This window comes from Geodermatophilus sp. SYSU D00879, assembly GCF_054050375.1.
In genome coordinates this window covers 240,577-267,022 of the sequence record NZ_JBJGZF010000001.1, presented here as the reverse complement: position 1 = coordinate 267,022, position 26,446 = coordinate 240,577, and the positions used below count along the sequence as shown (strand labels likewise).

The following is a 26,446-nucleotide window of genomic DNA, read 5'->3' as shown; positions in this document are numbered from 1 at the left end:
CACCGGGGTCATGCCGGCTCCTCCCACCGGGATCGGGGTGGCGCGGAGCGCAGCGGCGCCCGCGGACGGTCCCGGGGCGGCGCGAGCGCCGTCAGCGCCCGGCCATCGCCTGGCGGACCTCGCGCAGGCTCGGGTTGGTCAGGTACCGGCCGCCGACGACGACGGTGGGCGAGACCTCCCAGCCCTGCGGGTGGCGTGCCCGGACCTCGGCGGCCGCCTCCGGGTCGTCGGCGAACCGGACCGCGCGGTGGGGGAGCCGGGTGGCGGTCATCCTGGCCCGCAGCGCGGTGCTGTAGGGGCACCCCGGCTTGTAGTAGACGGTGACGGCCTCGTCGGTCATGGCGGACTCCGCTCTCGGGGCGTCGCTGGGTCCCCGGGCCGCCACGGTCCCAGGGCGGCGGCCGGTGGGGCAACGGGGTTCCCGGTGCGTCGGCCCGGCGATGAGTCCGGAGGTCCGCCCCGGTCTGACCGGCATGACCCCCGAGGACCTCGCGACCACGTTCACCGCGCCGATCGAGAAGGACGGCGCGTTCCTCACCTACCTCACCGTCCCCGGCTCGGCCGAGCTGTTCGGCACCCGCAAGGCGGTGAAGGTGGGCGGCACGATCGACGGCCACCCCTTCACCGCCACGTGCATGCCGTCCGGGGAGGGGCCGCACTGGCTGCCGCTGCGGAAGGCGCTGTGCCGGGCGATCGGCAAGGACGCGGCGGGCCAGGAGGTCTCGGTCCACCTGGAGCAGCGGTTCACCTGAGCGCAGTCGTGCTCTGCCCACAGTCGTGGGCAGAGCACGAGCGAGCGCCGGACACCTGTCCGCCTCCCGCTTTCGAGCTCTGCCCACGATCGGGGGCAGAGCACGAGCTGGCGGGGGACACCACCCCGGGGGCGAGATCCCGGGTCTCGGCGCCGGCGAGCAGCACCTCCGGCAGGCCGGCCAGCGCGGTGCGCATCGCGTCCGCGCCGCCGAACTGGAAGCCGAGCTGGGTGGCGTAGCGGGCGCACGCGTCGGCCCGCCGGCCGAGGTCCTGCGGGAGCTCCAGCGGGGTCAGCCCGGGGGGCAGGTCGGGGCCGGGGACGGCGTCCGGAGAGCGCAGCACGTACGGCGAGTCGCGCCACCACAGCACCGGCCGGCCGGTCCCGGCGACGGCACGCAGCACCTGCAGGTGGTCGACGTGCCCGCCCAGCGCCTGCGGGGCCAGCCACAGGTCGCCGGGCAGGCCGGTCAGCGCGGCCCGCACGTCCAGCCACGCGTCGTCGTCCTCGTGCACGCCGGTGAACAGGTCGGCCGCGCTGTGGTAGCCGCGGTGTGGCGCCTCGGCCAGGCCCAGGTGCAGCGGCGTGGCGCCGAGCACGGCCATCGCGGCGGCGTCCTCGTCCCGCCGCAGGGCCATGTAGTCGACGTCGGCCGACAGGCCCTTGTCCAGCTGGCAGGCCAGCGCGAAGCCCTCGGGGCCGGGCACGCTGCGGGTGAAGCAGGTGACCACGGTGACCTCGTGCCCGGCGTCGGCCAGCGCGGCGAGGGTGCCGCCCACGGAGAACGCGGCGTCGTCGAGGTGCGGGCTGACCGCGGTCACCCTCACAGCAGGTGCGCCGCGCCGCGGAACCGGCAGGAGAGGTCGACCGCCGGCGGCATCGTCCAGTCCGCGGACGGCGCCGACCCGGCCACGGAGCGGTAGACGTCGTCGATCGAGGCGGCCAGCACCGGCCACGAGTACAGCCGGCGCACCTCCTGCAGCGCCGTCGCCGCCAGCCGCTGCCGCAGCGCGGCGTCGGACAGCAGCCGGTCCAGCGCGGCCCGCAGCCCGGCGACGTCGCCCGGCGCGTGCAGCAGCCCGTTCCCGCCGTCGCGCAGGCAGTCGACGACGCCGACCGAGTCGGTGCTTACCGTGGGCAGCCCGCTGGCCATCGCCTCGAGCAGCGTGTTGGAGAACCCCTCGCTGTAGGTGGGGCTGACGAAGACGTCGGCCGAGCGGTAGACCGCGGGCGCCTCGCCGGGCGGGACGTAGCCGAGGAACGTCGTCCGCCCGTCGGCGCGGGCGCGGGCCTCGTCCAGGTCGGGGCCGATGCCGGAGACGACCAGCCGGACGCCGTCGGGCAGCGCCTCCAGCAGGTCGAGCACGCCCTTGCGGCGGTCGACGCGGCCGTGGAACAGCAGCACCGGCGGGTCCTGCAGCGCGCCCAGCGGCCGCTCGGCCGGGGCGAACCGGCGGGTGTCGGTGGCGCCCGGGACGATCGTGAACCGCGCCGGGTCGCTGCCCAGGTTGCCGACCACCTCGTCGCGGAAGCTGGCGCTGCCGATGAGCACCGCGCTCGAGGAGTCGACGACGGCGCGCATGGCGTGCGCGTGCGTGGCGCAGCAGGTGCCGACCCAGTGCCCGTCGCCGCCCTGGATGCTCACCACCGCCGGCAGCCCGGTCTCCCGGGCGGCGGCCAGCACCGCCAGCCCCGGCGGGTAGCCGTACTGGGCGTGCAGCACGTCGAACGGGCGCTGCGCGTGCAGGCCGACGACGGTGCGCACGATCTCCTCGACGTCGCCCTCCCAGTCGGCCGGGACGACGGTCTCGCCGCGGCTGGGCAGCGCGTGCACCTCCACCCCGGCGGGCACGCGGTCCGGCGGGGGCGGGCCGCCGCCGTAGACGCGGGTGCCGGCCTCGTCGTCGCGGTACTGGCTGACCAGCACCACCTCGTGGCCGAGCGCGACCAGCTCGCGCAGCAGGTTCTCCGCGTAGACGCTCATCCCGCTCACCGCGGGCCAGTAGCGGCGGCTGACGAAGCAGATCCTCACGCCTGCTCGGCCCTCCTCAGCGTCTCGATCGAGCGCGGCACCATCTCGTGCGCGCGGTGCCCGTCGCGGGACAGCTCCAGCGTCACCAGCCGGCCGAACGACGCCTCCCGCAGCGCGCGCAGCACCGCCGGCAGGTCGACGTCGCCCTCGTCCAGCGGCAGGTGGTCGTGCACGCCGCGGCGCATCCCCTCGACGGCGACCGTGCCCAGGGACGGCGCGAACCGGGTCACCGCCTCCTCCGGCGCGTACGCCCCGGCGACGACGCAGTGCCCGGTGTCCAGCGCCAGCGTGATGCCCGGCGCCTCGGCGGCCAGCCGCGCCCAGCCGTCGCAGTCCTCGACGAGCATCCCGGGCTCCGGCTCGACGGCGAGCGCGTAGGAGCGGCCGCCGTGGCTGTCGACCAGCGCGCGGACGCCGTCGACCACCCAACCCCACGCGGCGTCGCGGTCCACGCCCGGCCTCGGCACGCCGGCCCAGAAGCTCACCGCCTCCGCGCCCAGCACCTCGGCGAGGTCGCAGGCCAGCCGCAGGTAGGCCAGCCGCCGCGCCCGCCCCTCGGCGGAGGCGGTGACCAGCGTCGGCTCGTGCTTGGCCCGCGGGTCGAGCAGGAACCGGGCGCCGGTCTCCACCACCACGCCCAGCCCGAGCTCGTCACACCGCGCCCGCGCCTTCTCGGCCTGGGCGAACGCGTCCGGGGCGAACGGGTCGAGGTGGACGACGTCGAGGGTGAGCGCCACCCCGGCGTAGCCGCAGTCGGCGAGGAAGGGCAGCGCGTCCGACAGCCGGTGCGAGGTCAGCCCGTTGGTGTTGTACGCGTACCGCAGGCTCACCGCGCTCCTGCCTCTGACGCCAGGACCTCCGCGACGACGTGCCGGCCCGGCTCCCGGTACAGCGCGTAGAGGGCGCCCACCCGCCGGTCGGCGCCGGCGCGGTCGAACCAGGCCGGCCCGCCCAGGCGCTCCTCGGCGCCGGCGGTCAGGTGCACCCGCGCCCAGCCGCCCGGGTCGGCACCGACGGCCACCAGCGGGTCGTCCCGCTCCCGCAGCCGGCGCACCCCGCGCTCGCCGATCCGGCCGTAGGACATCGTCTCGACCTCCAGGCCGGTCACCAGCACCTTCGCCGCGACCGCGTCACCGGCCGAGGGCTGCAGCTCCACCAGCACGTCGTGCCCGGCGGCCTGCACCGCGCCGGTGACGTGCGCGTGCAGGTCGTCCCCGGACCAGGCGGGCAGGTCGGCCAGCGCCACGGTGGACCGGCGGGACAGCACGGTGTCCTGCAGCAGGTCGACCAGCGCGGCCGTGCCCATCCGCGTCCAGGCGAGCATCGCCTGCAGCGCACGGTCCTCCTCGACCAGCCGCTCCGGCGGGTGCCCGGTGCGCCAGTGCTCCAGATAGCCCGGCGGCGTCGCCGGCAGGACGACGTCGAACGGCCCGTGCATGAACGCCTTCCGGCTGCGCGCCGAGGCGAACTCGTGCAGCGCCTTGCGGACGGCGGTGTCCCGGTCGGGGTGCGCCGCCTCCCCGCACGCCGTCGCCATGATCGGCACCGGCTCCGAGCCGTCGCGGGAGCAGCCGACCGCGTACACGTCGACGACGCCGAAGTCGGTGGAGGCGAGCTTGACCGTCACGTCGATGCCCGCGGCGTCGAGCCGGTCGAGCAGCGCCCGCGCGTCGGGGTCGGTGAGCCCGGCGAGGTCGACGACGACGCCGCGGTCCATCGCGCGGAACGCGGTGGCGTTGCCGTCGCGCTGCAGCACCTCCAGCAGCGCGTGGGTGACCGCCCGGTCGGCGTCGAACGCCGCGCCCTGCCCGTTGGTGATCACCGTGGTCAGCCAGCCGCCGGGCGGCGGGGCGCCGGGCAGGTCGTCGGGCGCCGACGCCACCAGCTCGGCCGGCACCAGCACCCGCTCGCCGTCGCGCAGGCGGCTCATCGGCAGCCACTGCAGCGGCCGGTCGTCGTCGTATGCGCTGCCGGCCTCGAGGCAGAGGGTGCGCGGGTCGGCCACGCGGTCGCGGCCGTGCCGGCGGGTCATCTCCGCGTGGGAACCCTCCTCGCGGGGGACGCCCTGGTGCGCCCGCAGCGACAGCGCCATCTCGGCCATCTCGCCCATCGCGCCGGTGCGGGCCTCCTCGCGGGTGGCGCCGTAGCCGAGCCCGCTGCCGCCCGGGTGCAGCTCCGAGGGCGGCAGCACCGCCGAGTGCAGCGGCACGTCGAGGACGTCGATGCCCTCGATCGCGAAGTCCTCGACCGGGACCGGGAAGCTGTCGCGGTACCGCTGCGACGGCGTCGTGCCGACCGCCGTCACAGCTCGTCCAGCGGGACGGGCGCGGCATCCGGCGGCCCGGACAGCAGCCGCTGCACCAGGTGGACGACGTGGTCGGTGGTGACCCCGGGGACCATCTCGAACGGCGTCGCGACCACCTCGAAGTCCAGCTCCGCGACGACGGCGAGCATCGCCCGCAGCTCCCCGTGCGACAGCGGGATCTGCGCGTGGAACGCCTTGTGCGCGGAGAGGGCGACCGGGTCGCCGTCGGGGGAGAGGTCGACCTTGAGCGAGTCGCCGCAGAACAGGACCCCGCGGCGGGAGTCGTGCAGCACCGAGTGTCCGGGGAAGTGCCCGCCGGTGCGGTGCAGCGTGAGGTCGGGGGCCAGCGCCAGGACGTCGTCGGCCGGCCAGGTGACCCGGAAGGCCTTGGTCCAGACGAGGTCGTGCACGTTGACGCACACCACCCGCGGCTCGAGCTCCCGCTGCAGCTGCCACAGCGCCCCGTAGCCGTGCACGTGCGACGACGCCAGCACCGGGAAGCCGCCCTTCCCGGCGGCCATCCGGCGCAGCTCGGCGAGCATGTCGGCGGTGTACCAGGGCGCGCACTCGAAGCCGACCAGCCCGATGTCGGTCTCGATCACCCAGCCGCGGCTGTCCAGCCCGAAGCGCGGCTCGGTGCCGAACTCGGTGACGCCGTCGACCGGCGCCGGCCGCCAGAAGCCGGTGACCAGCTCGTCGGCCTGCTTGTCGGTGACGAACTCGAAGCCGTGCTCGGGCAGTGCGTTGCGCACGTCGGCGCAGACCGGGCACACGGCGGGCCCCGGGGCCGGCCAGCGCTGCCAGTGCCCGCAGTTGGTGCAGGCGTAGGCGGGCAGGTCGGGCAGCAGGCCGCGGTAGGGGTTGGTGTCGACACCTCCCTGACGAGCCTGGCTGGACACGTGCCGCGCGCCGTCCTCGGCGGCGGGGTCGGTGGCCCGGTCGATGGCGCCGGGGACGTCGGGCGAGCTCACGGTTTCCCTCCGGGGAGAGCGGCGAGGAGCAGGCGGTGCAGGGCGAGGTCGCGGGTGGGGTCGTACGGCCAGGCCGTCGTCGCCGGGGCGCGGCCCGCGACCGCGGCGGTGAAGGCGGCGAACTGCGCGGTGAAGGGGTCGCCGAACGGCGGGGTGTCGGGGAACGGCACGTCCACCGGGTCGGGGCGGTACAGCGTGAGCGAGCCTCCCGCCGTCTGGCCCATCGTGTCGACGGCGACCGCCATGCCCCGGGTGCCGACCACCTCCAGGCGGCGGCGGGGGAGCGCGTCGGGGGTGTTGAACGCGACGTGCAGGCTCACCAGCACGCCGCCGTCGGTGGTCCCGGTGAGCAGCGCGCCGTCGTCGACGCCGTAGTCGTGCACGCGGGTCTGCAGCAGCGCCGACAGCGAGGTGACGTCCTCGCCGAGCAGTGTGCCGACCAGGTCCAGGCCGTGCGGGGCGAGGTCGATCGCGGCGCCGCCGCCGGCGCGGGCCGGGTCGACCCGCCAGTTGTCGTGCGGGCGGCCGTCGGGCGTCCAGTCCCCGGGCAGCCAGCAGCAGTAGACGATCCGGACCGCGGTGACCGTGCCGAGCTCGGGCACCAGCTCGCGCAGCCGCACGTGCGCGGGGTGCCAGCGCTGGTCGTAGGCGGTGCCGAGGAGCACGCCGGCCCGCGCGCACGCCGCCACCAGCGCCTGCGCGTCGCCGGCGTCGGCGGCCAGCGGCTTCTCGCACAGCACCGCCTTCCCGGCCGCGGCCGCCGCCTCGACCAGCGGCCGGTGCCCGGCGTTCGGCACCGCGACGTAGACGGCGTCCAGGCCGGGGGTGGCGAGGAACTCCGCGAGGTCGGTCGTCCGCCGGGCACCCTCGACCGGCATCCGGTCCATCGCGGCCGGGTCGAGGTCGTGCAGCGCCACCACCCGGGCGCCGTCGACGGCGAGCAGCCCGGGCAGCGCGTGGTCGCGGGCCACCCACCCGCAGCCGGCGACGCCCCACCCGACGCTCACCCCGCACCCCCACGGCACGAGATCGGCGGTCTCGTGGCCATCAGCGCCCGCTCGCCACGAGACCGCCGATCTCGCGGGGAGGGCCGGGCGCTCACCACGCCTCCGGCAGGTCCACCAGCAGCCGGCGGCGGGCGGCGTCGGCGGGCAGCGGGTCGGGCCACAGCGGCGGCAGGTGGCCCGAGCGCGGCCCGTACTCGACGGCGTAGCGCTCGTTCGGCCAGGTCAGGAAGCCGTCGCGGTACAGCGGGTTGGGGGACAGCGGCGGCAGCGGCTCGCCGAGGTCGGCCGGCGCGGGAGACAGCGGGTCCCCGGCCACCAGCGCCACCGCCTCGCTGGCGCGCAGGTCCGCGGGCGGCGCCGGCCGCGGCGGGCGGCCCTCGAGCAGCGAGCGGGTCAGCTCGTCGTCGTCGTAGAGCAGGTCGGTGCCGAGCACCGCCGCGTAGCCCTCCGGCGGCAGCGGCTCCCCGTGCGGGTCGGCGACGTGCGCGTGCCCGACGACGACGGTGCCGCCGTCCCCGGCCAGCGCGTGCATCGCCGCCGCGGCGGCCGGCTTGTCGCGGAGGAAGTAGAAGGCGTCGTGGCACATGACGTACGCGGGGGTGCCGACGGCGGGCGACGGCGCGGCGGTGAGGTCGGCGCACAGGTAGCGCGCCGACGGACAGACGAACCGCCGCGCCAGCCACAGCTTGGCCCAGACGACGTCGACCCCGAGCAGGTCGCGCACCCCGCGGCGGGCCAGCTCGCGCAGGTGCGCGCCGATCCCGCAGGCGACGTCGACCACCGGCCGGTCCCCGGGCCAGTGCGCCTGCAGCAGCGCCAGCCCGGCGAGGTGGGTCGGGTCCGACCAGCGGTGTGCGAAGTAGTCGGCGACCCGTCCCATGCCGAGCAGGGCCATCGCCTCGCGCAGCGTGCGCGCGAAGGGGACCAGCGCCAGCTGCTCGGGCGGGGGCGGCGGCGCGGTCCACCAGTCGTCGGCGTCGGCGAGCAGCAGCACCCGCGCGCGGTCGGTCTCCCCGGCGGCCACCAGCCCGGCGACCTCCGCGCGCAGGTCGTCCCGGCCGGCGCGGGCGAACGGGATCCCGTCGACGACGGGGGCATCGACCGCGAGAGTCACAGCCCGGCCGCCGCGAGGACGTCGAGGTGGTAGGCCTGCACCGGACCGGCGTGCACGAGCTCGAGGTCCTCCAGCGCCTGCGCGGAGGTGAACGCCGCGGCCCGCGCGTGGTGGTGCACCTGCAGCACCCGGTCCAGCACGTCGGCGGCGTGGAAGGCCCGCGCCTCGGGCACGTCGGCGCCCGGCCGCAGCGCCAGCACCCCGCGCACCCGGCCGGCCAGCGCGTCCGGCAGCGCGGCCAGCTCCCGCTCCTCGAGCGTGGCCACCACCCGGTCCAGCGCGTCGCCGAGCAGCACCTCGCCGGCGAACCCGGCGTCGGGCAGGACGACGTTGTGCAGGTGGTGGGCCAGGCCCAGCAGGAACGGCGCGACCGGGTCGGCGCCGACCACCGGAGCCACGAGCACCCCGTAGACGGCGACGGTCAGGCAGTGGTCGCCGTGGCTCTCCGGCGGCTCGACCACGATCCGCGGCCTGCCCGGCGCGGTCGCGCCGGCCCGCGGCTGGGCGTTGAGCGCCGGGGCCAGGTCCGGCGGGGAGCCGGGGGAGGGCAGCGGGCCGAGCGCGGCGCGCAGCCGGTCCCGCAGCCCGGCGTCGAGCGGCCCGGCGACCTCGTCGAAGCCGCGGCGCAGCACCGCGAGCGCCTCGTCGGCGGAGAGCCCGGCGGCGGTCAGCACGCCGGCGTCGATGCCGGCGAGCCGGGCGCGGGCGACCGCGGCCGCCGTCTCCGACTCCGCGACGTCGGCGACGTCCTCACCCGCCACCAGCCGCGCCCAGGCCCGGGCGAAGGCCTGCTCGGCGAGCGAGCCGGGCCGGCCGGCGACGCGCACCCGCTTGGCGTCGCCGATCTCGGCCAGCAGCGGCCGGAGGCCGGCCAGCGCGGTGAGCGTCCCCCGGGAGTCGAGTCCGGTCACCGCGCGGGGGTGCCGGCGGCCAGCCAGTCGAGCAGCGTCGCCTCCTGCGTGTGGAACGCGTGCTCGGGGACGCTGCCGTCGGCGGTCATCGGGGCCTTGAAGAACCAGCCCAGCTGCCGCTGGACCCCGCCCTCGCCGCGCTGCTGCGCGAGGTCGGTGAGCCGGGCGAGCTCCAGCGCCAGCGGGGCGGCGAGGATCGAGTCGCGGCACTGGAAGTCGACCTTGACCTGCATCCGCTGCCCGAGGAAGCCGACCAGGTCGATGGCGTCCCAGGCCTCCTTCTGGTCCCCGCGCGGCCGGTAGTAGTCGATCCGGACGACGTGGTCCTCGACCGGGTAGCCGAGGATCGAGTCCAGGACGCTGCCCTTGGTCTGCAGCTTGCTGTTGAGCGAGTCGGGGTCGTCGAGGGCCAGCCCGTCGCGGTTGCCGAGGATGTTGGTGGAGTACCAGCCCTCGACGGTGAGCGAGCGGGCGCGGAACGCCGGCGCGAGGACGGTCTTCATCATCGTCTGGCCGGTCTTGCCGTCCTTGCCGGCGACCGGGACGCCGCGGGCCTCGGCGAGGGCGACCAGCGCCGGGACGTCGGCGGCCAGCGACGGCGTGAAGTTGACGTACCCGACGCCCTCGGCGATCGCGGCGTAGGCGTAGACCATCGCCGGGGTGATCGCGCGGTCGTCGGCGTCCAGCCCGGTCTCGAACGCCTCGACCGTCTGCAGCGCGGGCGCCGTCGGGTCGGGCCAGCGCTCGGTCGAGGCGAGGTTGACCAGCACCAGGCCGTCGAGGGACTCCTCCTCGCGGAACCGCCGCAGGTCGGCGCGGACGGCGTCGACCTGGTCGCGGCGGGTCTCGGCGAGCACCACGTTGCCGCCGGTGACGTTCCGGCAGAAGTCGGCGTCGCCGGCCGCGGGCCACGGGGTCAGCGCGGACAGCGCCGGCCCGACCTGCTCCAGCTGCCGGGAGTCGAGGACCGCGTGCTGCTCGGCGGCCTTGCGCAGGTCCGAGCCGTCGAGGTCCCAGCCGCGGACGACGAGGGCGTCGTAGCCGGCCAGGCCCGTCGTCGCCTCGACCGGCCCGCCGGCCACCTCCAGCCCGGCGAGCGGCAGCCCGTCGGTGCCCGCGGCCCCGATCCGGAGCAGTTCCAGCCCGGCGACGGCGGTCGTGGCGACCGCACCCCCGAGTCCGACCACAGCGACGCCGACGCGACGGGACCCTTGCGACACCACGACCTCCGCACCTGTGTGAGTGGACACACTCCCCCTGGGGCCGACCCTGGCACAGCGGTTGTGCACTCGCTTGGTGAGGACGAGATTCTCGTGTTCTACCTGGTTGCGCACGGCGTGTCTCTGGACGCGGGGACCACGATGGGGGTCAGGACCCGAGCCCGGAGGTGCCGCCGTGACCGTGCCGTACGCCGACGAGCCCCGCGCCGCGATGGTCGTCCCGCGCTTCGCCGTCCGGCAGCGGATCACCGTGATGGTGAACCGCTACGAGGTCCGCGCCGTCGGCCCGGACGGCACCGAGGGCGAGCTGCTGGCCATGGCGCAGCAGAAGCGGCTCAAGCTCAAGGAGGAGGTGCTGTTCACCGCCGACGAGGAGCGCACCCGGCCGGTCTTCTCCTTCCGCGCCCGCCAGCGCCTCGACGTGCACGCCGAGCACGACGTCCTCGACGAGCAGGGCCGCCCGCTCGGCACGTTCAGCAAGCGGTTCGGCGCCAGCCTGCTGCGCTCGACGTGGGACCTCTCGGTGCCGGGGCTGACCGCCGTCGGCCGGGAGCGGCGGCCGTTCATCGCGATCCTGCGGCGGGTCTGGGAGCTGATCCCGTACCTCGGCGACGTCTGGGTGCCGTTCGTCTTCCACTTCGACTTCGTCGACACCGCGACCGGGCAGCCGGTGCTCGTCGTCGAGCGGCGGAAGTCGGTCCGCGACCGCTACGACGTCACCGTCCCCGACCCTCGGCTGGACTTCCGCGTCGCCGCGTCCATGGCCGTGGCGCTGGACGCGCTGCAGTCGCGATGAGCGACCCCGGCGAGTTCGTCGACGACTTCGACGGCGACGACCTCGACCGCGACGTCTGGGTCCCGCACTACCTGCCGCAGTGGAGCTCCCGCGCGGCGACGGCGGCCTGCTACGAGGTCCGCGACTCCTGCCTGCGGCTGTACCTGCCGGACGACACGCCCCTGTGGTGCCCCGACGACCACCCGCCGCTGCGGGTGTCGGGCATCCAGTCCGGCGTGTTCTCCGGGCCGGTCGGCAGCACGGTCGGGCAGCAGCCGGTGCGGCCCGGGGCGGTGGTCCGCGAGGAGCAGCCGGCGCACTGGGGCTGGACGCCGCGGTACGGGCGGCTGGAGGTGCGCGCCCGCGCCACCGTGACGCCGCGGTCGATGGTCGCCTGGTGGCTGGTCGGGCTGGAGGACGCGCCGGAGCGCTCGGGCGAGCTGTGCGTCATGGAGGTGTTCGGCGACGCCGTCGACCCGGTCGAGGGCGCCGCCGTCGGGATGGGCACCCACCCCTTCCGCGACCCGCGGCTGGCCGAGGACTTCGCCGCGCCCCGGCCCGGCATCGACGTCGCCGACTGGCACACCTACGCCGTCGACTGGCGGCCCGACGGCGCCGCGTTCTCCGTGGACGGGCGGGCGGTGCGCGAGGTCGCGGTGACCCCGGACTACCCGCTGCAGTCGATGGTCGCCGTCTTCGACTTCCCGGAGAAGGCGGTGCCGGGGGAGCCCTACGTCGTCCCCGAGCTCGTCGTCGACCGGTTCCGGGGGAGCCGGGGAACCGGGTGACCGCGGGCGGTCGCGCCGCTACCGTCGCCCGCCGTGTCCGGCCGCACCCACCGCGTCGTCGTGCGGATCCGCCGCCGCTGACTCAGACCGGCAGCGGGAAGACCAGCAGCGAGCTCGACGCCGTGGCGACCACCTTGCCGGCGGCGTCGGTGACCTGCCCCTCGGCGAAGGCGACCCGGCGGCCGGGCTTGACCACCGTGCCGACGGCGGTCAGCGGCCCGCTGGCCTGGGTGACCGCGCGCAGGTAGGTCACCTTGAGCTCGATCGAGGTGTAGCCGACGCCGTGCGGCAGCGTGGTGTGCACCGCGCAGCCGGCGACGGAGTCCAGCAGCGTGCAGACCAGCCCGCCGTGGACGACGCCGATCGGGTTGTAGACCGACTCGTCGACGGCGCAGGCGAACTCGACCCGGCCCTCCTCGACGGCGACCAGGTCCATCTGCAGCAGTTGGGCGATCGGGGGCGGTGGCAGCACGCCGTCGCGCACGGCCTCCAGCGTCTCCAGCCCCGAGCGCTCCCGGCCGCCGGCCGCGGTGACCACCGGGTCGAACCAGGTGACCGTCCGGGAGCGGGGCTCGCCCCACCCGGCCGGCGCGCCGGTGACGGGGTCGGTGCCGGTGCCGGCCTCAGTGCTCATGGGTCTCGGTCGCCGGCAGCCCGGACAGCGCGCGGCCGGCGGGGGTGAGCACCCGCTCGACCCGCGAGGAGTTGACCGGCTCGCCGCAGGTGCGGCACACCCACTCGGCGTCGACGGTGTGCTCCTCGTGCCCGGCCGGCGCGTGCTGCAAGCGAACCGGCGGATCCTCGGCGGCCCAGCGGTCGCCCCACTGCAGCAGCGCCTGCAGCACCGGCAGCAGGTCGCGGCCGGACGCGGTGAGGTGGTAGCCCGACCGGGGCGGCGAGTCGCTGTACTGCCGGCGCTCGAGCACCCCGGCGGCGACCAGGGCGTTGAGCCGCGCGGTCAGCCGGTCCCGGGGCGCCCCGGTGCCGCGGGCGATGTCGCTGAAGCGGTGGTTGCCCAGCGAGACCTCCCGGACCACCAGCAGCGACCACCGCTCGCCGACCAGTTCCAGGGCGGCGGCGATGGTGCACGGGCGGCCGGGCAGGTCCGCGAGGTCGTAGAGCGCGGTCACGCCGTCAGTTTGCACCTCGAACCGACCCGGCGCCACCGCCGGCCCCGCAGACGCCGACGGGCGGGGACCCCGTGAGGAGTCCCCGCCCGTCGGCGGAACGTGCCGGGCTCAGCTCTTGGGACGCGCGCCGGCGCGCAGGGCGCCGAGCAGGTCGTGGTTGAGCCGGGAGATGTTCTCCATCGAGATGCCCTTGGGGCAGCTCGCCGAGCACTCGCCGATGTTGGTGCAGCCGCCGAAGCCCTCGAGGTCCTGCTGGTGGATCATGTTGACCACGCGGTCGTTGCGCTCGGGCTGGCCCTGCGGCATCAGCCCCAGGTGCGTGACCTTCGCGGCCGTGAACAGCATCGACGAGGCGTTCGGGCAGGCCGCCACACAGGCGCCGCAGCCGATGCAAGTGGCGGCGTCGAAGGCGGCGTCGGAGTCCTTCTTGGCGACCAGGATCGAGTGCGCCTCGGGGGCGGTGCCGGTCGGGGCGCTGATGTAGCCGCCCGACTGGATGATCCGGTCGAGGGCCGACCGGTCGACGGCGAGGTCCTTGATGACCGGGAACGCCGTCGCCCGCCACGGCTCGATGTCGATCGTGTCGCCGTCCTTGAACGACCGCATGTGCAGCTGGCACGTGGTGGTCTGCGGGTGGTTGTCGAACAGGCCGTTGCCGTGCGCGCGGCCGTTGATCATCACGCCGCACGACCCGCAGATGCCCTCGCGGCAGTCGTGGTCGAACGAGACCGGGTCCTCACCGTCGAGGATGAGCTGCTCGTTGAGCACGTCGAGCATCTCGAGGAACGACATGTCCGGGGAGACGTCGGTGACCTCGTAGGTCACCATCTTCCCCTTCTCCGCCGCACTCCGCTGACGCCAGACACGCAGCTTGAGGTTCATCACTTGTAGCTCCGCTGGGCGAGGTGGACGTACTCGAACTCCAGGTCCTCCCGGTGGAGGACCGGCGGGACGCCCTCGGGCGTCCACTCCCAGGCCGCGACGTAGGCGAAGTTCTCGTCGTCGCGCAGGGCCTCCCCGTCGGGGGTCTGGCTCTCGGCCCGGAAGTGACCACCGCAGCTCTCGTTGCGGTGCAGCGCGTCGACGCACATGAGCTCGGCGAGCTCGATGAAGTCGGCGACGCGGCCGGCGTGCTCCAGGCTCTGGTTGAAGCGCCCGGCCTCGCCGGGGACCTTCACGTTGGTCCAGAACTCCTGCCGGATCTCGGGGATCCGGTCGAGCGCCTTGCGCAGGCTCTCCTCCGACCGTTCCATGCCGCACAGGTCGAACATCAGCCGGCCGAGCTCGCGGTGGAAGGAGGCCGTGGTCCGGGTGCCGTTGATCGACAGCAGCTTCTCGGTCTGCGCGCGGACGCCCTCGAGCGCCTCGACGGCGGCCGGGTGCTGCGGGTCGACCTTGTCGAACGGGCCGGAGGCCAGGTAGTCGTTGATCGTGTTCGGCAGCACGAAGTAGCCGTCGGCCAGGCCCTGCATGAGGGCGCTGGCGCCGAGCCGGTTCGCACCGTGGTCGGAGAAGTTGGCCTCGCCGATCACGAACAGGCCGGGGATGTTCGACTGCAGGTCGTAGTCGACCCACAGACCGCCCATCGTGTAGTGCACGGCCGGGTAGATCCGCATGGGGACCTCGTAGGGGTCCTCACCCGTGATCTGGGCGTACATGTCGAAGAGGTTGCCGTACTTGGCCTCGATGGCCGGCCGGCCCAGGCGCTGCATGGCCTCGGCGAAGTCGAGGTACACACCCAGGCCGTTGGGGCCGACGCCGCGGCCCTCGTCGCAGACGTTCTTGGCCTGCCGCGAGGCGATGTCGCGGGGGACCAGGTTGCCGAACGAGGGGTAGATCCGCTCGAGGTAGTAGTCGCGCTCGTCCTCGGGGATCTGCCGCGGGTCGCGGGTGTCGCCGCGCTCCTTGGGCACCCACACGCGGCCGTCGTTGCGCAGCGACTCGCTCATCAGCGTGAGCTTCGACTGGTACTCGCCGTGCACCGGGATGCAGGTCGGGTGGATCTGCGTGTAGCAGGGGTTGGCGAACAGCGCGCCCCGCTTGTGCGCCCGCCAGATCGCCGTGGCGTTGGAGCCCTTGGCGTTCGTGGACAGGTAGAAGACGTTGCTGTAGCCACCGGTGGCCAGCACGACGGCGTCGGCGAAGTGCGTGCTGATCTCGCCGGTGATCAGGTTCCGCGCCACGATGCCGCGGGCCCGGCCGTCGACGACGATCAGGTCGAGCATCTCGGTGCGCGCGAACTGCTCGACGGTGCCGGCCGCCATCTGCCGTTCGAGGGCCTGGTAGGCGCCGTAGAGCAGCTGCTGACCCGTCTGGCCGCGGGCGTAGAACGTCCGCGACACCTGGGTGCCACCGAAGGAGCGGTTGTCCAGCAGGCCGCCGTACTCGCGGGCGAAGGGCACGCCCTGGGCGACGCACTGGTCGATGATGTTGACGCTGACCTCGGCCAGCCGGTGCACGTTGTCCTCGCGGGCGCGGAAGTCGCCGCCCTTGACCGTGTCGTAGAACAGCCGGTGCACCGAGTCGCCGTCGTTGCGGTAGTTCTTGGCGGCGTTGATGCCGCCCTGCGCGGCGACGCTGTGCGCCCGGCGCGGGCTGTCCTGGTACCAGAACGACTTGACCTTGTAGCCGGCCTCGCCGAGCGTGGCGGCGGCCGAGCCGCCGGCCAGGCCGGTGCCGACGACGATGACGGTCAGCTTGCGGCGGTTGGCCGGGTTGACCAGCTTCGCCCGGAAGCGGCGCTCGCTCCAGCGCTCGCCGATCGGGACGTCCCGGGGGGCCTTGGTGTCGGCGATCGGGTCGCCGACGGTGAACAGGTCGAGGGCCATGGGGAGTGCTCCTACTCGATGATGCCGACGAGGACGCTGAGCGGCGGGATCAGGAACCCGGCGGTCAGGACGACGGCGAAGACGGTGGCGAACGCGTTGACGGTCCGCTCGCGCGTCTTGTTGCTCTGCCCCAGCGTCTGGGTGGCACTCCAGATGCCGTGCCGCAGGTGGAAGCCCAGGGCCAGCAGCGCGACGACGTAGACCAGGGTGACGAACGGGTTGGAGAACCCGGCGATCGCGCGGTCGTAGGGCGTGGAGTCGTGGCCCTCGGGGTTCGCGACCCCCAGCGTGAGGTCGAGGATGTGGTAGACGATGAACAGCGCCAGGATCACGCCGCCCCAGCGCATGGTGCGCGAGGCGTAGCTCTGGGCCACCGCCTTGCGGGCCACGTACTGGGTGGGCCGGGCGCGCTTGGCCTGCCGCCACAGCGAGATCGCGGCCCACGCGTGGGCGACCACCGCCACCAGCAGGACGACGCGGATGATCCACAGCACCGTCTGGCCCGGGACGGCCGGCTCGCCGATGCGACGGATCCACTCCGAGTAGCCGTTGAAGGTCTCCGCGCCGGCGAAGAGCTTGAGGTTCCCGACCATGTGCGCGATCAAGTACAGGACCAGGATGATCCCGCTGACCGCCATCACGGCCTTCTTCGCGACCGAGCTGGTCTTCGCGACCTTCGGGGTCCGCCGCTGGCCCGAGTTCGTCACCGTCACCACGGCACAAAGTTAGGCTCCATGCCCCCGTGTCGGCCATGTGAACACGACGTGACTCACCTCTCGTAAGGGAACCCTCAGCCCTGGTCAGGACGTTGGTGTCCGCCTGCCGGGGCGTGGGAGCGTGTCGGCACACCCACCCCCCATCGGAGGAGGACGCGTGGCAGGACCGACCAGGGGTTTCCTCGGCCGCAGCCGGCGCGAGCGCGACCCGCGACTGCCCCCCGGCCAGTACGACGTCGGCCGCGACTGGCCCGTGCTGACCGCCGAGCCCACCCCGCGCATCGCGCCGGAGACCTGGAGCATCACCGTCGACGGCCGGGTGGAGAACCCGACCACCTGGACCTGGGACGACGTCCACCGGCTCCCGGCCTCGGACTACCGCGGCGACATCCACTGCGTCACCACGTGGTCGAAGTTCGACACGCACTTCGCCGGCGTCAGCGTGGACACCCTGCTGGAGGCCGCCCGCCCCACCGCCGACGCGCACTTCGTCATCGCGACGTCCAAGACCGGCTACACCACCAACCTGCCGCTCGAGGACGTCACCGGCGGCAAGGCGTGGATCGTCTGGGAGTTCGACGGGAAGCCGCTGCCGATCGAGCACGGCGGCCCGGTGCGGCTGCTCGTGCCGCACCTGTACTTCTGGAAGAGCGCCAAGTGGGTCACCCGGCTGACCCTCCTGCAGCGCGACCAGCAGGGGTTCTGGGAGCAGAACGGCTACCACGACCGCGGCGACCCGTGGCGCGAGCAGCGGTACCAGGGTGATTGACGAAGGACCCCGCTGCCCCCCACCGCTCGCAGGCTCGCGGCGGGACCCTGCAGCGGGGCCGACGGATCCCTCACCTCGCCTGCGGCGGCGGGCGCCCGCCGGCGGCTGGCGCACGGCGACCGTCCGCGAGGTCGAGCGCCCCACCCCGCGCACCGTCCGGCTGCGGCTGGAGGTGCCCGACCGCGTCGACCACCTGGCCGGCCAGCACTACGTCGTCCGGCTCACCGCCGAGGACGGCTACCGGGCCCAGCGGTCCTACTCGCTGGCGTCGGCGCCGGGGGACCCGCTGGTCGAGCTGCTGGTCGAGCGGCTCGACGACGGCGAGGTGTCCACCTACCTCGCCGACGTCGTCGAGCTCGGCGACGAGCTGGAGGTCCGCGGGCCGATCGGCGGCTGGTTCGTCTGGGAGGGCGACGAGCCGGCGCTGCTCGTGGGCGGGGGCACCGGCGTCGTGCCGTTCGTGTCGATGCTGCGCACCGCCCGCGAGCTGGGCCGCGAGGACCTGCTGCGGATCGCCGTCTCCACCCGCACGCTGGCCGAGCTGCCCTACGCCGACGAGCTGCGGGCGGGCGGGGCGCTGGTGGTCACCACCCGCGAGCCCTCGGGCATCCGCCCGGCCGGGCGGCTGACCGCCGCGGACCTGGTGCCGCTGTGGGAGCCGGGTCAGACCGCCTACGTCTGCGGGTCGACGCCGTTCGCCGAGTCGGCCAGCCAGCTGCTGGTCGGCCTCGGCGTGCCGGAGCCGGACGTCCGGGTGGAGCGCTTCGGTCCCAGCGGCTCGTCGGGCTGACGCCCCCCGCGGCCTGTCCGGCGTCTCAGCGGCGGGAGCGCAGCCAGGAGCCGAGGGCCACTCCGGCCAGGGCCCAGAACGCGCCGGCGCCCACACCGGCGAGCACGATCCAGAACGGGACGCGCAGTTCGTCGTCCGCGGGGCGGGGGACCGGGACGGGGCCGGGAGCGTCGGTCATGCCGGCGAGCCTGGCCCGCGGGCGGGCCGGGGTCCAGGGGCCGGGCGGTCGGTGCCGCGCGTCGCGGACGATGATCGGGGGCATGCCGAGCGCCGTGCCGTCTGCCGTGGCCACCGCCGTCGAGGACGTCGGTCCGGAGCTGCGCGAGGCCCTGCTGGCCTGCTGGACCGACGTCTCCAACGCCGGCGGCGCGGTCGGCTTCGTCCCCCCGGTCACCCGCGACGACGTCGCGCCGGTGCTCGACGCCCTGCTCGAGCGGGTGGCGCAGGGCCGCGAGCGGGTCGTGGTGCTGCGCGCGGACGGCGAGCTCGCGGGCTGGGCGGTGCTGTCGCTGTCGGTCAGCCCCCTGCGCCGGCACTGGGCCACCGTGCTGCGGGTGCAGGTCCACCCGGCCCACCAGGGCCAGGGGCTGGGCCGGGCGCTGATGACCGGGGTGCACGAGGCCGCCCGCGACCTGGGGCTGGAGATGCTGCACCTCACCGTGCGCGGCGGCTACGGCATCGAGGGCTTCTACCAGGGGCTGGGCTACCGCGAGTTCGGCCGGATGCCCGGCGCGATCCGGCTCGCCCCCGGGGACGACCGCGAGGAGATCCACCTCTACGTGGAGCTGTAGCCCGCCGCGGGGTCGGTGCCGTCGACGGTGCCGCGGGTGGACAGCACCGCCAGGCGGGCGAACAGCTCCTCGGCGTACCAGCCCTCCTGCGCCGTCCGCCGGACCACCGCGGCGTGCTCGGGGCGGTCGTAGGCGAAGGCGTTGAGCGCCGCCGCGGAGTCCCAGACGCTGAAGGTGCCCTGCAGGCCCAGCGGCGCCTCACCGATGCCGACGGCCATGCGCAGGCCCGGCGCCCGGTGCAGGTCCGCCGACACCGGCGGCACCGCCGACCAGAACCGCGCCGCCCGGCGCAGCACCAGCCGCGCCCGGGTCACCGCGGCCACCGGCCCGTCCCAGCGCTGCGGCCGCGGCCGGCCGAACGGCTCGCGGCCCGACCACAGCCCGCGCGCCGCGAGCGGGCGCAGCCGCGCCGACCACTCCTCGTCGGCGATCCGCCGCCAGCTGGCGGCGACGGGGGAGTCGTCGAGGCCGTCCGCGGCGGCGTCGTCGTCCCAGACCGCCAGCAGGCCCCAGCGGCGCGGGTCGGCGTCGCGGACGGTGAAGGTCCGCCCGTCACCGGTGCCCAGGAGCTTCGCGAACCGCAGCCCCGGCAGGCGGGCGAGCGCCGGGCGGACCGTGGCCATCCGCAGCACCGCCCGCGGCACGGCGCGGCCGGGGACGCCCCACAGGTGCAGGGTCACCGGCCCGGGCTCGGATGGACGCACGCGGCCGAGGGTAGGTGCGCGCGGTGACCGACCAGCGGCGGATCCAGCTCGGCGACACCGACGCGCCCGCGGAGGACGAGGTCGTCCAGGCCTTCGACCGGGTGGTCAGCCAGGGCGCGCAGCGGCTGCACCGCACCTGGCGGGAGGTGCTCACCACCGGGCTCGCCGGCGGCCTGGAGGTGGCGATCGGCGTCCTCGCGCTGCTCGCCGTCTACGCCGAGACCCGCAGCCACCTGCTGGCGGGGCTGGCGTTCGGCGTCGGCTTCGTCGCGCTGCTGCTGGCCCGCAGCGAGCTGTTCACCGAGGGCTTCCTGCTGCCCGTGACCGCCGTCGTCGCCGGCCGGGCGAGCTGGTCGCAGCTGGGCCGGCTGTGGGCCGGGACGCTGGCGGGCAACCTCGTCGGCGGCTGGCTGGCGATGTGGGTGGTGGTGCACGGCTTCCCGCAGCTGGGGCCGACCGTGGTGGAGTCGGCGCGGCACTTCGTCGAGTCGCCGCTGGACCTGCGCGCGGTGTGCCTGGCCTTCCTCGGCGGCGTCGTCATCACGCTGATGACCCGCATGCAGAACGGCACCTCCGCCGACGGCGCCAAGATCGTCGCCGCGTTCGCCGGCGCGTTCGTCCTGGCCGGGCTGCAGCTGTTCCACTCGGTGCTGGACTCGCTGCTGGTCTTCGGCGCCCTCCACACCGGCACCGCGCCGTTCGGCTACGGCGACTGGCTGGCCTGGTTCTGGTACGTCACGTTGCTCAACATGGCCGGCGGGCTGATCGTGGTCACCCTGCTGCGGCTGGTGCGCAGCAAGGAGCTGCTCCAGCGGGAACGCGCCGCGGCCGCCCGGGACTAGCCTGCCGGGCTCTGCGGCCCCCGGTCGCCACACTGTCGGCGTGATCGAGGTCGACGGGCTCACCAAGCACTACCGGGCGCGGGTCGCCGTCGACCACGTCAGCTTCACCGTGCACCCGGGCCGGGTGACCGGCTTCCTCGGCCCCAACGGCTCGGGCAAGACGACGACGATGCGCTGCGTCCTCGGCCTGACCCGGCCCACCGCCGGGACGGCGACGGTGCTCGGCGTGCCCTACCGTGCCCTCGACGTGCCGATGCGGCGGGTCGGCGCGCTGGTGGACCCGCGGGCGCGCCACCCCGGCCGCACCGCGTACGCGCACCTGCTCGCGCTGGCGCAGGGCAACGGCCTGCCCGCCTCGCGGGTGGACGACGTCGTCGAGCTGGTCGGCCTCGGCGCGGTGGCGCACGAGCGGGTGCGCGGCTTCTCGCTGGGCATGGGGCAGCGGCTCGGCATCGCCGCGGCGCTGCTCGGCGACCCCGAGGTGCTGCTGCTCGACGAGCCGGTCAACGGCCTGGACCCGGAGGGCATCCGCTGGGTGCGCGGGCTGCTGCGCGACCTGGCCGACGAGGGCCGCACGGTGCTGGTGTCCAGCCACCTGATGAGCGAGATGGAGGACACCGCAGACCACCTGGTCGTGCTCGGCCGCGGCCGGCTGCTCGCCGACGTCCCGATGGCCGACCTCCTCGGCCGGCACGCCGCGGTGCGGGTGCGCAGCCCGCAGGTGCCGCTGTTGGCCGCCGCGCTGCGCCGGGCGGGGGCCGGGGTGGCGCTGGAGACCGACGGCGCGCTGCGGGTGGAGGGCCTGGCCCCGGCCGCGGTGGGCGACGTCGCCTTCGCCGCGCGGGTGCCGGTGCACGAGCTGACGCCGGTGGTCGCCTCGCTGGAGGCGGCCTACCTGGAGCTGACCGGCGAGGACGTCGAGTACCGGGCGGGTGCGGCGTGAGGGTCGGCCCGGTGGCGGTGCTGCGCGCCGAGTGGACCAAGCTGCGGACGCTGCGCTCGACCTGGTGGTGCAGCGCCGTGTACCTGCTCGTCGTCGGCGCGTTCGGGTGGCTGGCCGCAGCGACCACACCGACGGCGCCGGACGCGGACGCCGCGGTCGGAGTCGCGCTGATCGGGTTCGCCTTCGGCCAGGTGGTGCTCGTCGTCCTCGGGGTGCTCGCGGTGACCTCCGACCTGGGCAGCGGGATGGCGCTGTCCTCGCTGGTCGCCGCGCCGCGCCGCACCCGGCTGCTGGTGGCCAAGACGGCCGTCGTCGCGGCCTGGGCGGCGCTGCTCACCGCGCTGCTGGTGGCCGCGTGCGCCCTGGCCGCGCGGACGCTGGTCGCGGTGCCCGGCGGCGTGCCCCTGGGCGACCCGGACGTGCTGCGGTCGGCCGGCCTGCAGGTGGCCGGCGCGGTGCTGGTGACCGTGCTCGCCGCTGGCCTCGGGGCGGTGCTGCGCTCGACCGCCGGTGCGCTCGGGGTGGGCGTCGCGCTCGTGTTCGTCGCCCCGCCCGCGCTGGCGCTGGCCGGCGGGCGGACCGCCGAGCTGCTGTCGCAGGCGCTGCCGGCGCTGCGGGTGGGGGAGGAGTCCTTCCTCGCCGTCCCCACGAGCTGGCAGATGGGCCTGGCGGTGTCGGCGGCGTGGGCGGTCGGGGCCTGGGTGCTGGGCGCGGGCCTGGTCGAGCGCCGCGACGTCTAGCGTCGCGACGCCTGGCGCAGGGACCGGTCGCCCGGGCAGCATCCCCGCAGCCGCCCGAGCCCGAGGAGCCCGCGATGCCCGTCCCCGCCACCGTCGAGGAGTACCTGGCGGCCCTGCCCGAGGAGGCGCGGACGGCGCTCGGGCGGGTGCGCGCCGCCGTGCTCCGCGGCATGCCCGGGGCCACCGAGACGATCCGCTACGGCATGCCGGCCGCGATGCTCGGCAGCCGCTACGGGCTGCACTACGCCGCGTGGAAGCGGCACGCGGCGCTCTACCCGGTGCCCGTGTTCGACGGCGACCTGGAGGCCGAGGTCGCGCCGCACCGCTCGGGCAGGGACGCGGTCCACCTGCCCTACCGCCGCCCGGTGCCCGAGGACCTCGTCGAGCGGGTGGCCGCGGCGGTGGCGGCCCGGCGCGCCTAGCGGGGACCGAAGGCGGCCGCGCGGAAGGCGTCGAACACCGCCGGCGGCGTCGGCGAGGACCACATCTGGTTGGTCAGCAGGACCGCGGTGGTGCCGGTGACCGGGTCGGTCCACCACGTGCTGCCCAGCCCGCCGTCCCAGCCGAAGGAGCCGGCGTGCCGGCCGCCGGGCTCGTCGCTGCGCCGGACGCCGAGGCCCAGGCCCCAGCCGCCGCCCTCGTCGTCGACCGGGCCGGCCTGCTCGGTGAGCATCGCGCGCACGGTCGGCTCGCGCAGCACCGGCTCCCCGCCGGCGAGCAGCACCCGCGCGAGGACGCCGAGGTCGTCGACGGTGGAGACCAGGCCGTCCCCGCCGTCGGGGAAGGGCGGCGGGGACGCCCACTGGCCGTCGGCGGGGTCGTGGACCTGCCGCTCGCCGTGCTCGTCCGGCGGCGTCCAGTGCGGGCCGAACCGGCCGCGGGCCGGCGCCGGCACGCCGAAACCGGTGTCGGTCATCCCGAGCGGGACCAGCACCCGCTCGGCGAGCACCTCGGGCAGCGGCCGGCCGGCGGCGCGGGCCACGAGGACGCCGAGCACGCTCGCGCCGGTGTGGTACAGCCAGCGCTCGCCGGGCTGGTGGGCCAGCGGGACGCCGGCCACCCGGCGCAGCCACTCGTCCGGCGGGGGAGCGGCCTGCGGCGCCGGCGGCCCGGCGGGCAGGCCCGCCTCGCCGAGCGCGGCGACGGTCGGGGTGGGCCAGGGCGCGGTGAAGTCGATGCCCAGACCGAGCCGGAAGGTGAGGACGTCGCGCACCGTGACCGCCCGCCGGGCCTCGACCGTGCCGGCGGCCGCGTCGGCGGGGTCGGCGAGCACCCGCCGGCCGGCCAGCTCGGGCAGCAGCCGGTCCACCGGCTCCTCGAGGGCCAGCGTGCCGTCGTCGACCAGGGTGAGCGCGGCCGTGGCCACCACCGGTTTGGTCACCGAGGAGATCCGGAAGACGGTGTCCGGGGCGACCGGGTCGTCCCCGCCCGGGGTGTGCGTGCCCGCCGCGCCGCGGGCCACCTCGTCCCCGCGCCGCACCAGCCACGCGGCGCCCGGCACCGCGCCGTCCGCCACGGCGCCGGACACCACCTGCTCGATCTCCTCGGCCAGACCCATGCAGGGGTGACCGCCCGGGGTGCCCGGGCTCATCGGTCGCGGGCGGCCCGGCGCAGCGTCGCGCGGTAGCGGGCGGTGGCCAGCCGCTGCAGGGCCCAGCTCACCGGCGGCACGAGGCGGGCGGCGGGGGAGGCCAGCCGGGAGAACACCCGGATCGAGGCGACGACGTCGCCGCCGGGGTCGAGCCGGACGGTGAAGCACTCCTCGCCGCTCTCGGGGTGGCCGGGCAGCGAGCCGTAGGCGAAGCCGCGCTCGTCGCCGGTGGTCGACGCCCAGACGACCCGGCAGGGGATGTCGTAGCCCAGCCGCGGCAGCCCCGCGGTGAGGACGACGACCGTGCCCACCTCGCCGGGCGGGCCGGTCGCGCGCACCCGCAGGCCGGTGCTGCGCTGCGGGGCCCAGGCGAACACCGCCGCGGCGACCCGCTCGAACGCCGCCCGGCCGGAGCCGACGACCTCGGTCCACGTGCCGGTGCGGTAGCCGGCGGGGAGCTCGGCGGCGCGCGTGGCGCCGACCTCGGCATAGGTGAGCGGCGCGTCGCGCAGGCCCTCGGGCGACACGGCCCGGAACAGGCCCATGGGCACAGTCTGGACCGGCGTAGGTTGACCGGCACTGTGCTGCCCGCCGTCACCGCCACCCGCTACGTCACCCCGCTGCGCGAGGGTGGCTCGCTGCCCGGGCTCATGGAGGCCGACGACCTCGGCACCTACGTGGTCAAGTGGCGGGCGGCCGGCCAGGGCGTGCGGGTGCTCGTGGCCGAGGTGGTCTGCGGCGAGCTGGCCCGCGCGCTGGCGCTGCCGGTGCCGGCGCTGGTCACCGTGGACGTCGTCCCGGAGCTGGCCGTCGGTGAGCCCGACCCCGAGGTGCAGGAGCTGCTGCAGCGCTCGGCCGGGCGCAACCTGGGGCTGGACTACCTGCCCGGCGCCCTGGACTTCGAGGCCGGGGTGGGCGAGGTGGAGCCCGAGCTGGCCGGCCGGGTGCTGTGGTTCGACGCGCTGGTGGGCAACGTCGACCGGTCCTGGCGCAACCCCAACATGCTGTTCTGGCACGGCCGGCTGCAGCTGATCGACCACGGCGCCGCGCTCACCTTCCACCACTCGTGGACGGGCGCGCCGGCCGCCGTCGCCCGCCCCTACGACGCCGCCCAGCACGCGCTGGTCGAGTGCTCGCCGGACCTGCGCGCCGCCGACGCCGACCTCGCGCCGCGGGTCACCCGGCCGCTGCTGGAGCGCGTGCTGGCCCAGGTGCCCGACGACTGGCTGGAGGGACCGGAGCCCGGCGAGCCGCCGGCCGCCGTCCGGGAGCGCTACGTATCCCAGCTGCTGGCCCGCCTGGCCGCCCGCGACGCGTGGCTGCCCGGCGTGGTGGCCGCGGCCGCCGCGGGCGCGGGGGGCCGCCGCCGGTCGCCGCGCGGGGAGAACCGGCCGGCGTGGCTGGGCCCGCCCCCGCCGCCGGGGGTGACCCAGCGGTGAGCCGGGAGACCTTCGAGTACGCCGTCCTGCGGGTGGTGCCGCGGGTGGAGCGGGGCGAGGCGCTCAACGCCGGCGTCCTCGTCTACTGCCGGCAGCGCGACTACCTGGGCAGCCGGGTGCACCTCGACGTCGACCGGCTGCGCGCGCTGGACCCGACCGCCGACCCCGCCGCCATCGGCCGGGCGCTGCAGGCCGCCGCCGACGTCTGCGCCGCCGACCCCGCCGCCGGCGCCGCGGGCCGGGAGGCGCTGGGCTCCCGGTTCCGCTGGCTCACCGCACCGCGCAGCACCGTCGTCCAGCCCGGTCCGGTGCACACCGGCCTCACCGAGGACCCCGACGCCGAGGCCGACCGCCTGCTGCGCCTGCTCGTGCTGCCGGTCGAGGGCTGAGCCCCGGTCCGGTTGCTCCGGCCGCGTCCGGAGGCTCGCCCCGAGCTCGCGAGGGGTGAGGGGGACGGGGTCCCTCACCGAGGGCTGAGCGCCGGTCCGGTCGCCTCGGCCCGCCGCTTGAGCGCGGCGCCCATGGCGTGGAACGCCGCGAGCCGGTGCTGGTTCAGGGACCGGACGAGCAGCGGGGCCAGCAGGCCCCCGAACCGGTCCTGCTGCCACAGCCGCACGCCCCCGTCGTGGTCGGTGAGGGTCACGGTGTGCTCGACGGAGAACAGGCCCGGGACGCCCAGCCGGTCCAGCCGGCTCCACACCCGCAGCCGGCGGAGGGGGACCACCTGCCGGACCGTGGGCCGCAGGTCCGAGCGGACGAGGGCGTTCACCGGCGGCACCCGGACGGACAGCCGGCTCCCCTCGACGACGTCCCCGCCCGCCTCGGTGACGAACGGGTTCCACTCCGCGTAGGCGGGCAGGTCGGTGAGCACCGCCCACACGCGCTCGGGCGGGGCGTCGATGTCGACGGACGTCCTCAGTTCGGCGGTCATCGGGACCATCTCCTGATCGGGAGGCCGCCCCGGCCCGTGCTCCGCGGGACCGGCGCTACCCCGGGAGCAGCTCGTCGATGCGGCGGGCGAGCTCGAGGTCGAGCGCGCTCACCCCGTCCGCGGAGTGGCTGACGAGGGTGAGGTGCAGCGTGCGCCACCGCAGGTCGACGTCGGGGTGGTGGTCCATCTCCTCGGCGACGTCGGCGACGGCGACGATCGCCTCCACCGCGGCGCGGAACGAGGACAGCTGCACGGTCCGGTGCAGGCCGGTGACGTCACCGGACCACAGCGGCAGCGCGCGCAGGCCGGCCGCGACCTCGTCGGGGGACAGTCGCGGCGGCCGGGGCACGTCGGGATG

General features: G+C 75.7%; 33 protein-coding genes. 12 read left to right on the top strand and 21 right to left on the bottom strand.

The annotated features are described in order from the left end of the window. Nucleotides 1-91: 91 nt before the first annotated feature. Nucleotides 92-340 (bottom strand): glutaredoxin family protein, encoded by a 249-nt coding sequence (locus tag ACI79B_RS01400; protein WP_456926326.1) that lies wholly within the window; start codon nt 338-340, stop codon nt 92-94. A gap of 133 nt (nt 341-473) precedes the next feature. On the opposite strand from ACI79B_RS01400, the gene ACI79B_RS01395 reads away from it, so the two are divergent. Beyond that, nucleotides 474-752, top strand: a complete 279-nt coding sequence (locus tag ACI79B_RS01395; protein ID WP_456926325.1) for a DUF1905 domain-containing protein — start codon at nt 474-476, stop codon at nt 750-752. On the opposite strand, the gene ACI79B_RS01390 is transcribed toward ACI79B_RS01395, so the two are convergent. The 9 genes from ACI79B_RS01390 to ACI79B_RS01350 all read right to left on the bottom strand — a co-directional run bounded on the left by ACI79B_RS01390 (nt 745) and on the right by ACI79B_RS01350 (nt 10,278). Continuing rightward, nucleotides 745-1,572 (bottom strand): PIG-L deacetylase family protein, encoded by an 828-nt coding sequence (locus ACI79B_RS01390; RefSeq protein ID WP_456926323.1) that lies wholly within the window; start codon nt 1,570-1,572, stop codon nt 745-747. The genes ACI79B_RS01395 and ACI79B_RS01390 overlap by 8 nt on opposite strands. Before the next feature lie 2 nt (nt 1,573-1,574). Then, nucleotides 1,575-2,783, bottom strand: coding sequence for a glycosyltransferase family 4 protein (locus ACI79B_RS01385; RefSeq protein ID WP_456926321.1), 1,209 nt, complete (start codon nt 2,781-2,783; stop codon nt 1,575-1,577). Then, entirely contained in the window at nt 2,780-3,613 is an 834-nt protein-coding gene (locus ACI79B_RS01380; RefSeq protein WP_456926320.1) for a sugar phosphate isomerase/epimerase family protein, read from the bottom strand. The genes ACI79B_RS01385 and ACI79B_RS01380 overlap by 4 nt, the downstream gene beginning before the upstream one ends. Next, nucleotides 3,610-5,088 (bottom strand): YcaO-like family protein, encoded by a 1,479-nt coding sequence (locus ACI79B_RS01375; RefSeq protein ID WP_456926319.1) that lies wholly within the window; start codon nt 5,086-5,088, stop codon nt 3,610-3,612. Before ACI79B_RS01375 ends, ACI79B_RS01380 begins: the two co-directional genes overlap by 4 nt. Further along, nucleotides 5,085-6,059 carry an MBL fold metallo-hydrolase gene (locus ACI79B_RS01370; RefSeq protein ID WP_456926317.1) on the bottom strand — a complete coding sequence of 325 codons (975 nt, stop codon included), beginning with the start codon at nt 6,057-6,059 and terminating at the stop codon, nt 5,085-5,087. The genes ACI79B_RS01375 and ACI79B_RS01370 overlap by 4 nt, the downstream gene beginning before the upstream one ends. Continuing rightward, nucleotides 6,056-7,066, bottom strand: a complete 1,011-nt coding sequence (locus ACI79B_RS01365; protein WP_456926316.1) for a Gfo/Idh/MocA family protein — start codon at nt 7,064-7,066, stop codon at nt 6,056-6,058. Before ACI79B_RS01365 ends, ACI79B_RS01370 begins: the two co-directional genes overlap by 4 nt. Before the next feature lie 91 nt (nt 7,067-7,157). Continuing rightward, entirely contained in the window at nt 7,158-8,180 is a 1,023-nt protein-coding gene (locus ACI79B_RS01360; RefSeq protein WP_456926315.1) for a class I SAM-dependent methyltransferase, read from the bottom strand. Continuing rightward, nucleotides 8,177-9,091 carry a hypothetical protein gene (locus ACI79B_RS01355; protein WP_456926314.1) on the bottom strand — a complete coding sequence of 305 codons (915 nt, stop codon included), beginning with the start codon at nt 9,089-9,091 and terminating at the stop codon, nt 8,177-8,179. The genes ACI79B_RS01360 and ACI79B_RS01355 overlap by 4 nt, the downstream gene beginning before the upstream one ends. Beyond that, nucleotides 9,088-10,278, bottom strand: coding sequence for an inositol-3-phosphate synthase (locus tag ACI79B_RS01350; protein ID WP_456926312.1), 1,191 nt, complete (start codon nt 10,276-10,278; stop codon nt 9,088-9,090). The genes ACI79B_RS01355 and ACI79B_RS01350 overlap by 4 nt, the downstream gene beginning before the upstream one ends. A gap of 208 nt (nt 10,279-10,486) precedes the next feature. On the opposite strand from ACI79B_RS01350, the gene ACI79B_RS01345 reads away from it, so the two are divergent. Beyond that, complete coding sequence (locus ACI79B_RS01345) at nt 10,487-11,107, top strand: hypothetical protein (protein WP_456926311.1); 621 nt, start codon at nt 10,487-10,489, stop codon at nt 11,105-11,107. After that, entirely contained in the window at nt 11,104-11,874 is a 771-nt protein-coding gene (locus ACI79B_RS01340) for a glycoside hydrolase family 16 protein (RefSeq protein WP_456926310.1), read from the top strand. The genes ACI79B_RS01345 and ACI79B_RS01340 overlap by 4 nt, the downstream gene beginning before the upstream one ends. Before the next feature lie 82 nt (nt 11,875-11,956). On the opposite strand, the gene ACI79B_RS01335 is transcribed toward ACI79B_RS01340, so the two are convergent. The 5 genes from ACI79B_RS01335 to ACI79B_RS01315 all read right to left on the bottom strand — a co-directional run bounded on the left by ACI79B_RS01335 (nt 11,957) and on the right by ACI79B_RS01315 (nt 16,548). Beyond that, nucleotides 11,957-12,508: a PaaI family thioesterase gene (locus tag ACI79B_RS01335; protein WP_456926309.1), complete on the bottom strand. Its 552-nt coding sequence runs from the start codon at nt 12,506-12,508 to the stop codon at nt 11,957-11,959. Further along, nucleotides 12,498-13,004, bottom strand: coding sequence for a winged helix-turn-helix transcriptional regulator (locus ACI79B_RS01330; RefSeq protein ID WP_456926308.1), 507 nt, complete (start codon nt 13,002-13,004; stop codon nt 12,498-12,500). The genes ACI79B_RS01335 and ACI79B_RS01330 overlap by 11 nt, the downstream gene beginning before the upstream one ends. Before the next feature lie 108 nt (nt 13,005-13,112). Further along, nucleotides 13,113-13,832, bottom strand: coding sequence for a succinate dehydrogenase/fumarate reductase iron-sulfur subunit (locus tag ACI79B_RS01325; protein WP_456926307.1), 720 nt, complete (start codon nt 13,830-13,832; stop codon nt 13,113-13,115). A gap of 53 nt (nt 13,833-13,885) precedes the next feature. Next, on the bottom strand, nt 13,886-15,832 hold the full coding sequence (locus ACI79B_RS01320; RefSeq protein ID WP_456926306.1) for a fumarate reductase/succinate dehydrogenase flavoprotein subunit: 1,947 nt from the start codon (nt 15,830-15,832) through the stop codon (nt 13,886-13,888). A gap of 11 nt (nt 15,833-15,843) precedes the next feature. Then, nucleotides 15,844-16,548 carry a succinate dehydrogenase cytochrome b subunit gene (locus ACI79B_RS01315; protein WP_456926305.1) on the bottom strand — a complete coding sequence of 235 codons (705 nt, stop codon included), beginning with the start codon at nt 16,546-16,548 and terminating at the stop codon, nt 15,844-15,846. Nucleotides 16,549-16,705: 157 nt separating this feature from the next. Between ACI79B_RS01315 and ACI79B_RS01310 the strand changes: the two genes are divergently transcribed. Both ACI79B_RS01310 and ACI79B_RS01305 read left to right on the top strand, forming a co-directional pair. Continuing rightward, nucleotides 16,706-17,317, top strand: coding sequence for a sulfite oxidase-like oxidoreductase (locus ACI79B_RS01310; protein ID WP_456926303.1), 612 nt, complete (start codon nt 16,706-16,708; stop codon nt 17,315-17,317). 160 nt (nt 17,318-17,477) lie between these two features. After that, complete coding sequence (locus ACI79B_RS01305) at nt 17,478-18,107, top strand: FAD-binding oxidoreductase (RefSeq protein WP_456926485.1); 630 nt, start codon at nt 17,478-17,480, stop codon at nt 18,105-18,107. Nucleotides 18,108-18,132: 25 nt separating this feature from the next. Here ACI79B_RS01305 and ACI79B_RS01300 read toward each other — a convergent pair whose 3' ends face one another. Then, nucleotides 18,133-18,285 (bottom strand): hypothetical protein, encoded by a 153-nt coding sequence (locus tag ACI79B_RS01300; protein WP_456926302.1) that lies wholly within the window; start codon nt 18,283-18,285, stop codon nt 18,133-18,135. Nucleotides 18,286-18,367: 82 nt separating this feature from the next. Here ACI79B_RS01300 and ACI79B_RS01295 point away from each other — a divergent pair, with 82 nt between their 5' ends. Then, nucleotides 18,368-18,898 (top strand): N-acetyltransferase family protein, encoded by a 531-nt coding sequence (locus ACI79B_RS01295; protein WP_456926300.1) that lies wholly within the window; start codon nt 18,368-18,370, stop codon nt 18,896-18,898. Here ACI79B_RS01295 and ACI79B_RS01290 read toward each other — a convergent pair. Next, nucleotides 18,883-19,602, bottom strand: a complete 720-nt coding sequence (locus tag ACI79B_RS01290; RefSeq protein WP_456926299.1) for a monooxygenase — start codon at nt 19,600-19,602, stop codon at nt 18,883-18,885. The genes ACI79B_RS01295 and ACI79B_RS01290 overlap by 16 nt on opposite strands. A 23-nt stretch (nt 19,603-19,625) precedes the next feature. Between ACI79B_RS01290 and ACI79B_RS01285 the strand changes: the two genes are divergently transcribed. The 4 genes from ACI79B_RS01285 to ACI79B_RS01270 all read left to right on the top strand — a co-directional run bounded on the left by ACI79B_RS01285 (nt 19,626) and on the right by ACI79B_RS01270 (nt 22,549). Continuing rightward, complete coding sequence (locus tag ACI79B_RS01285) at nt 19,626-20,444, top strand: formate/nitrite transporter family protein (RefSeq protein ID WP_456926298.1); 819 nt, start codon at nt 19,626-19,628, stop codon at nt 20,442-20,444. A 40-nt stretch (nt 20,445-20,484) separates the two neighbouring features. Beyond that, the gene (locus ACI79B_RS01280; RefSeq protein ID WP_456926297.1) at nt 20,485-21,387 is read left to right on the top strand and encodes an ABC transporter ATP-binding protein; all 903 of its coding nucleotides are present in this window, start codon (nt 20,485-20,487) and stop codon (nt 21,385-21,387) included. Beyond that, nucleotides 21,384-22,127: a hypothetical protein gene (locus ACI79B_RS01275; RefSeq protein WP_456926296.1), complete on the top strand. Its 744-nt coding sequence runs from the start codon at nt 21,384-21,386 to the stop codon at nt 22,125-22,127. The genes ACI79B_RS01280 and ACI79B_RS01275 overlap by 4 nt, the downstream gene beginning before the upstream one ends. Nucleotides 22,128-22,201: 74 nt before the next feature. Next, nucleotides 22,202-22,549, top strand: a complete 348-nt coding sequence (locus ACI79B_RS01270) for an iron chaperone (RefSeq protein WP_456926295.1) — start codon at nt 22,202-22,204, stop codon at nt 22,547-22,549. Here the strand turns inward: ACI79B_RS01270 and ACI79B_RS01265 are convergent. Both ACI79B_RS01265 and ACI79B_RS01260 read right to left on the bottom strand, forming a co-directional pair. Then, nucleotides 22,546-23,685, bottom strand: a complete 1,140-nt coding sequence (locus ACI79B_RS01265) for a serine hydrolase domain-containing protein (RefSeq protein WP_456926294.1) — start codon at nt 23,683-23,685, stop codon at nt 22,546-22,548. The genes ACI79B_RS01270 and ACI79B_RS01265 overlap by 4 nt on opposite strands. Nucleotides 23,686-23,714: 29 nt before the next feature. Further along, the gene (locus tag ACI79B_RS01260; RefSeq protein WP_456926293.1) at nt 23,715-24,263 is read right to left on the bottom strand and encodes a DUF1990 family protein; all 549 of its coding nucleotides are present in this window, start codon (nt 24,261-24,263) and stop codon (nt 23,715-23,717) included. A gap of 24 nt (nt 24,264-24,287) precedes the next feature. Between ACI79B_RS01260 and ACI79B_RS01255 the strand changes: the two genes are divergently transcribed. Continuing rightward, nucleotides 24,288-25,157, top strand: a complete 870-nt coding sequence (locus ACI79B_RS01255) for a HipA family kinase (RefSeq protein ID WP_456926292.1) — start codon at nt 24,288-24,290, stop codon at nt 25,155-25,157. Further along, on the top strand, nt 25,154-25,546 hold the full coding sequence (locus ACI79B_RS01250; RefSeq protein ID WP_456926291.1) for a DUF3037 domain-containing protein: 393 nt from the start codon (nt 25,154-25,156) through the stop codon (nt 25,544-25,546). The genes ACI79B_RS01255 and ACI79B_RS01250 overlap by 4 nt, the downstream gene beginning before the upstream one ends. 74 nt (nt 25,547-25,620) lie before the next feature. Here ACI79B_RS01250 and ACI79B_RS01245 read toward each other — a convergent pair whose 3' ends face one another. Next, nucleotides 25,621-26,088 (bottom strand): SRPBCC family protein, encoded by a 468-nt coding sequence (locus ACI79B_RS01245; protein ID WP_456926290.1) that lies wholly within the window; start codon nt 26,086-26,088, stop codon nt 25,621-25,623. 55 nt (nt 26,089-26,143) lie between these two features. Further along, on the bottom strand, nt 26,144-26,437 hold the full coding sequence (locus ACI79B_RS01240) for a 4a-hydroxytetrahydrobiopterin dehydratase (protein ID WP_456926289.1): 294 nt from the start codon (nt 26,435-26,437) through the stop codon (nt 26,144-26,146). Nucleotides 26,438-26,446: the final 9 nt, after the last annotated feature.

Coding starts and splice junctions, on each gene's coding strand:
- ACI79B_RS01400 (WP_456926326.1), bottom strand. CDS start 340: ATGACCGACGAGGCCGTCACCGTCTACTACAAGCCGGGGTGCCCCTAC.
- ACI79B_RS01395 (WP_456926325.1), top strand. CDS start 474: ATGACCCCCGAGGACCTCGCGACCACGTTCACCGCGCCGATCGAGAAG.
- ACI79B_RS01340 (WP_456926310.1), top strand. CDS start 11,104: ATGAGCGACCCCGGCGAGTTCGTCGACGACTTCGACGGCGACGACCTC.
- ACI79B_RS01335 (WP_456926309.1), bottom strand. CDS start 12,508: ATGAGCACTGAGGCCGGCACCGGCACCGACCCCGTCACCGGCGCGCCG.
- ACI79B_RS01325 (WP_456926307.1), bottom strand. CDS start 13,832: ATGGTGACCTACGAGGTCACCGACGTCTCCCCGGACATGTCGTTCCTC.
- ACI79B_RS01320 (WP_456926306.1), bottom strand. CDS start 15,832: ATGGCCCTCGACCTGTTCACCGTCGGCGACCCGATCGCCGACACCAAG.
- ACI79B_RS01300 (WP_456926302.1), bottom strand. CDS start 18,285: ATGACCGACGCTCCCGGCCCCGTCCCGGTCCCCCGCCCCGCGGACGAC.
- ACI79B_RS01295 (WP_456926300.1), top strand. CDS start 18,368: ATGCCGAGCGCCGTGCCGTCTGCCGTGGCCACCGCCGTCGAGGACGTC.
- ACI79B_RS01270 (WP_456926295.1), top strand. CDS start 22,202: ATGCCCGTCCCCGCCACCGTCGAGGAGTACCTGGCGGCCCTGCCCGAG.
- ACI79B_RS01265 (WP_456926294.1), bottom strand. CDS start 23,685: ATGGGTCTGGCCGAGGAGATCGAGCAGGTGGTGTCCGGCGCCGTGGCG.
- ACI79B_RS01260 (WP_456926293.1), bottom strand. CDS start 24,263: ATGGGCCTGTTCCGGGCCGTGTCGCCCGAGGGCCTGCGCGACGCGCCG.
- ACI79B_RS01245 (WP_456926290.1), bottom strand. CDS start 26,088: ATGACCGCCGAACTGAGGACGTCCGTCGACATCGACGCCCCGCCCGAG.